The sequence below is a fragment of the Protofrankia sp. CiP1_Cm_nod1 genome, from assembly GCF_920888515.1.
Lineage (GTDB): Bacteria > Actinomycetota > Actinomycetes > Frankiales > Frankiaceae > Protofrankia.
Genome location: NZ_CAKKTM010000379.1, coordinates 1 through 6076, shown reverse-complemented (window position 1 = coordinate 6076; position 6076 = coordinate 1). Strand labels below are relative to the sequence as shown.

7 protein-coding genes are annotated in these 6076 nt (G+C 69.1%); 3 read left to right on the top strand and 4 right to left on the bottom strand.

Going from position 1 to position 6076, the window contains the following annotated elements:
• Window positions 1-558, bottom strand: a 558-nt coding sequence (locus NBX02_RS16960; RefSeq protein WP_445548494.1) for a toll/interleukin-1 receptor domain-containing protein, incomplete at its 3' end; no start/stop codon positions are given.
• Between the two features lie 275 nt (window positions 559-833).
• On the opposite strand from NBX02_RS16960, the gene NBX02_RS16955 reads away from it, so the two are divergent.
• Window positions 834-2249 carry an AAA family ATPase gene (locus tag NBX02_RS16955; protein ID WP_250292142.1) on the top strand — a complete coding sequence of 472 codons (1416 nt, stop codon included), beginning with the start codon at window positions 834-836 and terminating at the stop codon, window positions 2247-2249.
• Between the two features lie 25 nt (window positions 2250-2274).
• The gene (locus NBX02_RS16950; RefSeq protein ID WP_445548493.1) at window positions 2275-2613 is read left to right on the top strand and encodes a toll/interleukin-1 receptor domain-containing protein; all 339 of its coding nucleotides are present in this window, start codon (window positions 2275-2277) and stop codon (window positions 2611-2613) included.
• An 89-nt stretch (window positions 2614-2702) separates the two neighbouring features.
• Here the strand turns inward: NBX02_RS16950 and NBX02_RS16945 are convergent, their stop codons facing one another.
• Window positions 2703-3113, bottom strand: coding sequence for a VOC family protein (locus NBX02_RS16945; protein WP_250286875.1), 411 nt, complete (start codon window positions 3111-3113; stop codon window positions 2703-2705).
• Between the two features lie 171 nt (window positions 3114-3284).
• Between NBX02_RS16945 and NBX02_RS16940 the strand changes: the two genes are divergently transcribed.
• Complete coding sequence (locus tag NBX02_RS16940) at window positions 3285-3548, top strand: DUF2277 domain-containing protein (RefSeq protein WP_047224521.1); 264 nt, start codon at window positions 3285-3287, stop codon at window positions 3546-3548.
• 265 nt (window positions 3549-3813) lie between these two features.
• Here the strand turns inward: NBX02_RS16940 and NBX02_RS16935 are convergent, their stop codons facing one another.
• A complete protein-coding gene (locus NBX02_RS16935) occupies window positions 3814-4800 on the bottom strand; it encodes a hypothetical protein (protein WP_250292139.1) in 987 nt (328 codons plus the stop codon).
• Window positions 4797-6076: DUF6114 domain-containing protein (locus tag NBX02_RS16930; RefSeq protein ID WP_250292137.1), on the bottom strand; the 1280-nt coding region annotated here is incomplete at its 5' end. The genes NBX02_RS16930 and NBX02_RS16935, both read right to left, overlap by 4 nt.

Here is a 6076-nt window from a genome sequence, read left to right as displayed (position 1 = left end):
ATAGGATGTTCTTACTGTCCTGACTCTCAGTAGAACGGGGAGCAGGAGTGCTGGCAGGATGACTTCTCCTGAGTTACCGTCGAGGATGCTAAAAATCCAGATAATGGCAAGGACGGCGGCGAAGTACTGCACTCCTCTGCCGAGGTTGAACCTAACCTGCTCCATCGGCCGCGTATAGGTATAGGTACGCGTATAGGTATAGGTATAGGATGTCGGAGGCGTGGCCCTCCAGTCGTTCTCGATGTTAGTCGTGATGTCGGAGTTGTATCCGCAGTGTCGGCGCAGCAGGGTGATGAGTCTGGGTGATGGCATTCGCCCATCGGGCACATCTTCATGTTGTTTGTCTGCCAGGTGGAAGAATGCATCACCAGTCAGGAGCAGTGACATGACGGGAATCTTCCCTTTTTCTGCTTGTATCGTTTCCCGATAGACCCACTCTGATTTTTCGGCGGATGGGGACATTACCACGATGAAAACCGAGCAGCCGTCAATCCTTCGCTTGATTTCGTTGCGCCATTCCATTCCTGCATCTATTGAGTTGTCGTACCACGCTGGAATTTTTTGTTTCGGAGATGCTCGATGAGGGATTTTACATATGTACTGTCATTGCGGCTGTAGCTGATAAAGACACATCCATTTATGCGTGGATTATACTATTTGTCATAGTATGCCAGAATTTCTGGGGTGCTTCAGGCGATTGCGGCTCTTGTTTTCCGTCTCCGTGGGTCCGGCTCGGCCGTGTCGCGGGCAGACCGGATCCTGGGCGGGGCTGATGCCAGCGACACTGATGTCACTAACACTGATGTCACTAACATGGATGTTAGTCTTCGTGTGTGCATGAGGACTTCGTGGGTCGCGCCGAGGAGCTGGCGCGGCTGGACGCCCACCTCGCGGCGGTCCGTGACGGCCGGGGCCGGCTGGTCAGCGTCCGGGGCCGGCGACAGGCCGGCAAGTCCAGGCTGATCAGCGAGTTCGTGCGCCGTAGCGGTCTGCCGCAACTGTTCGTGACCGGATCTCGGCAGGCCACTCTCCAGCGAGACCTCGACGGGTTCGTCGAGGACGCCCGGCTCGACTGCACGCTGCCCGGCGCCGACGGGCTCACCGCCGGCGGCTTCAGCACCTGGGAACAGGCGCTACGCGCCACCCACGCCGCGCTCCCGGTGGACACGCCGGCCGTCGTCGTAATCGACGAGTTCCCCTGGCTGCTGGAGCGCGATACCGGCATCGACGGCACCCTGCAGAAGCTCTGGGACCGGCTGTTCGAGAACCGGCCCGTCCTTTTCATCATCATCGGCAGTGACCTCGCCGTGATGGAGATGCTGACCGGGCACGACCGGCCGCTCTTCGGGCGGGCTCGGGAGATGGTCGTCGAGCCGTTCTCCGTCGGTGACACGGCGCGCATGCTCGGTCTCAGCAGCGAACGTGCGGCGGAGGCGTTCGACGCGCAGCTCATCACCGGTGGATACCCCCGGCTGCTGCTGGAATGGCGGCGAGCCGGTGGCCTGCCGGCGTTCCTCGACGACCAGCTTTCGGACGATAACTCCGAGCTCATCGTCACCGGTCAGCGGGTTCTCGACGCGGAGTTCCCGCGCGATCTGCAGGCGAGTGACGTGCTGCGCGCCATCGGTGCTGGAGACCGGGCCTTCTCCGCGATCGCGGCGCGCGCCGGTGTGGCATCGACACCGCTCACCCGGGCCCTGGCACTGCTGGCCGGCAAAAGAGTGATCGCGGTCGACCGTCCGGTGGCAGTGAAGGTCGGTACGGCGTCCCGCTACCGGGTCGCCGACCCCTACCTGCGGTTCTGGCTACGCTTCCTGGAAGGCGCCGTCGCCGACATTCAGCGTGGCCGGCCCGACCTCGCCAGAGCCAGGGTGACGGGCGGCTGGGCCGCCTATCGCGGACGGGCGGTGGAACCGCTGGTACGCCAGGCGCTCACCAGGCTCGCGATCGACGATCCCGCGCTCGGCGGCGCTGAGAGCGTAGGCGGCTGGTGGCCGCGTAACCACACACCCGAGGTGGATCTGGTAGGAGTCCGGCCCGGTAAAGGCGCGAACGTGGTCACCTTCGTCGGCTCCGTCAAATGGCGTGACAAGGAGCCCTTCACCCAGGCCGACCTGGACCACCTGTTGCGTGACCGGGCCGCGGTGCCAGGCGGTGACATCGCGTCACCAGTCGCTGTCACGCGGACGACGACGCAGGTACCGGGTCTGCCCAGCTACGACCCGGCCCGGCTCCTGACCGCCTGGTAGGCGTCCGGAAGCTGGGAGTACGCGTCTGTATCGATCACGAGGCACTCCCCGCCTCGGTGTCCCGCTCATACTCGAGATGGAACGGGCGGTGATACAGAGCAGATACACGTTGGCCGTGCCCACCCCCAGATATCTGGAGAGCAACTTCACCGAGCTCGAGAACGTCCTGGCGGAGCACCTCGGTCTGGAAACCGCCGCGACCAGGCTGCTCACCGTCATACGAGAGCCCTGCCGGCCGCGTCTCGGCATACGGGCCCGTCTGTCGCTGGATCTCACCGACGACGCCGAGCTCGAGGCCGGCTGCGCCCGGCTGGCCCGCGAGGTTCTGACAATCCGGGACGGGCGGCAAGCGGCCGACCAGTAGCTGCTCGGTCGACGCTCTCGAACGCCGGCTGAAATGTCTTTCCGAATCCTCGGATTCAGCGCGGCGTGGTGTGTCCGGGATTCTCCGTGCTATGAAGGGTGTTCCTGCCGGGGTGCGCCGGTGTAGGTTCCGAAGGCCCACAGGTTGCCCTCCGGGTCTCGTACCACGAACTCACGAGAGCCGTAGGGCGTCTCGTTGATCTTGATGATGATGTCGGCGCCCGCGGCCAGTACCCGCTCGTACAGCCGATCGGGGTCGCTGGTCACCACATAGCCGCCCGCCGTGCCGGGCTCGCGCGTCCAGTGGCCCTCGGGCTTGTACGCGCCGAGCATGATGCCGCCGGATCCCTCGGGCCAGAGCAGTTCGGCGTGTTCGACGGTCTCGCCTTCGCCGTGGCGTGCGACCAGGTCGAAACCGAAGATCTCGACCAGGTAGTCGATGAGCACGGCGGGGTTGTGGGCCTGCAGGGTGAGCCACACGGTGGGATTCGTATTGGGCATGACCTCATTCTGCCGCCGGCCGTATCCTCCGTCCGAATGGTTTCGGAACTCTTCGGTGAGCGGGTGGACAGCGAACTGGATTCCGGCCTGGCCGCGACGCTGACGTACGTGACCTGCCCGCACGCGCGGGCCGCCCAGTACATACGGATCTGTGGGGAGACGGTGAGGATCATGTGTCGTAACATCACCGAACTGCGGGGCCTTCAGCCGCCGGCGACCGACGAGGAGATCGAGGCGGCCGCCCGCCAGTTCGTCCGGAAGGTCAGTGGTCTGCGCCAGCCTCCGGCCACGGCCGGGGACGCGTTCGAGACGGCGGTCGCCGAGGTGGGCGCCGCGGTCCACCGGCTGCTCGACACGCTGCCGGCCCGCCGCCAGCCGCCGGCCACACTCCCGCCGCTACGACGCCCGGAGATCCGCGCCCGCCTGAACACGTGAGCATCCCGGGTACCAGCCGGCCGGCCCGCACAGGCCGGCCCGGCCGCTGCCCAGACGTCCGTCGATGCTGTCGATGCCGGCCATCAGGCGCCGCGGGCGGCGTCCGCGGCCAGCCGCGGGGAACATGATCTGTGCTGTTTTGTCGTTGTGTACGGTTTTCGGCCCCAGTGGCGTACACAATGACAAACTCGCGGCGATCTTCTCTGCCTCCGTCGGGCGCGGGGCACTCGGAGAGCGTCACGAGGTCCGGATCACGAGGTCCGGATCACGAGGGTCCGGAGAGGACGCAGAGAAGGTCCAGGGGAGGACAGCGTCGGGACGGCGTCGGCTGACCGGATGCCGGTGTCGTCGGTGCGGGGGCAGTCCCCGGCGGTGGCGCGGCCGGGCCTGGAGTTCCCGCACCGCCCGCGCCGGAGGCGGTCGCTGGCGCTGTCGCTGGCGTTGTCGCGGGGACGGTGGCTGCGGAGGTGGCACCGGCCGTTCGTGTGCCCGCGGCGTCGTCCTGTGCCCCGGTGCGCTGCGCCCCACCGCCCTGGGGCAGGCTGTCCTGGAACATGGCGTCCTGGGAGGCGGAGCCGTCGCAGTACGCCGGCGGCGCGTCCAGACCGGGGGAGTAGCCGCCGGGGCGCAGCAGCACCGAGGCGCCGGTCAGGCGCAGCCTGGGCATGGTGATCCGGCCGGACTCGCTGTATATCCGGCCCAGCGTCAGCAGGACGTCGCCGCGCCCGACCAGGCCGACCGCCGCCGAGACGACGGTGTCCCGATAGCCGGTGGCGGGATCGACATCGAGCGCACGGTTCAGTGACGGGTCCAGCAGCGGCCCCGTGCCGCGGCCCGAGCCGTGGACGCCGGCATCCCGTACACAGGTGAAGGGCGCGGTGATGTCGCTTGCCTCCGAGGCCTCGCTCCCCGCCGCGGCCTCCGCCGGCGTGCCGGTCGTGGTTATCGTGTTCGCGGTCACCTCCAGCGTCCACGTTCCGAGCCTGCCGAGGCGGATCTCCTTCTCCAGACGGAAGTCAGCGGCGCTGACCAGGTCGCCGATGCGCAGCAGCGCGGCCGGGGCCCCGTCCGCCGGGCTGGTCGTGCCGCCGAGCGCCAGTTGTCGCAGTTCGATGTCCCGGCCCGTCCAGTGGAACGTGTTGGCGCCCCCGGCACGCGCCGAGGCCGTGCCGGCCATGCCGATGATCAGGACGGCCGAGCCCACGACCAGCAGGGACAACGACGCGCCGAGGTGGCGTGGGAAACGGGTCACCGGGCGTCCGGGTCCGGTGCCGGGCCCGTGGCATGCCGGTCGGGCTCGGCCGCGGAATCCAGGACGGCGGAATCCAGGGCGGCGGAATCCGGGGCGGCGGAATCCGGGGCGGTGCGGGGCAGGACCCCCGCGGCTGGCAGCGGAGAAGGCGGAACAGCGGAATCGGGAGGCGGGGAATCCGCGGCCGTGGGCTGGGCATCCGAAACCGAGGAACTCGTGACCGCGGCCGCGGGCCGGGTGTCGGCAGGCGGGGAGCCCGCGGCCGGGGCGGGCCCTGCCAGGGAGGACGCCGTCGGGGCGGTGACTACGCGCAGCGAGACCGTCCGTGTGCGTGGGATCAGGTCGTGGGGTACGCGGCCGGTCCACAGCAGAAGCAGCCAGCCGGCGGTGACGACGGCGGCGCACAGCGCGGCCGGGCCCAGACCGACGTGCCGGGGGAGCGGCAGCACGAGTTCGACGGTGCCGACGACCTCCACCGTGCGCAGTGCCTCGCGGAGCACCGCCCGGGCGGCCGGCACCGCCGCGGTACCCGTCGCCACGGCGCTGCCTGACATGGTGCTGCCTGACACGGCGGTGCCCGACACGGTGCTGCCTGTCGCCGGGCCGGCACCCGGTGCCGCCGCGGCTACCGCGGCTACCGGGCCCGGCGCCGTGAACACCCGGATGCCGAGCAGCAGCCGGCCCGGGGTCAGGGCGGCGGCGACGCCCGGCCCGACAACCAGCAGCCAGGCCGCCAGATGCAGCGCGTACCAGACGGCGATGTGCTCCTTGACCGGCCCGTTCAGGACGGTCGCGTAGAGGCCGACGACGATGACGCCGGCCAGCGCCAGGTCGATGGCCGCCGCCGCGGCCCGCACGCCGGCGCGGGCGGCGCGCACGGCGAGGAACGCGCCGTGCGGTGGCGGGGTCCACGCGGCGGCGAGCGACCCACCGATGATCGCCAGCAGCGAGCCGGCCCCCAGCCCGCCGGCGGCGATCGGGAAGGCGATCAGGCCGCCGATGACCGACAGCAGGCCCAGCGCCGCGCACGCGCCCGGATACCAGAGCATCAGCAGGCCGAACGCGACGATGAGCAGACCGACAGCCAGCCCGTACACGGCAACGTCGGCGGCGAAGAAGGCCGGGCCGAACGAGAAGCTGAAGTAGCAGATGGCGGCCCCGCCGGCCATGGTCGGCACGGCTGCCCGCCACGGCGTCCCGGCTGCCGACAGCCGGTCGTCGGACAGCGGCCGGGCCGTCGCCACCACGGGCCGGGCGCGCTCGCGGTGGCGACGGG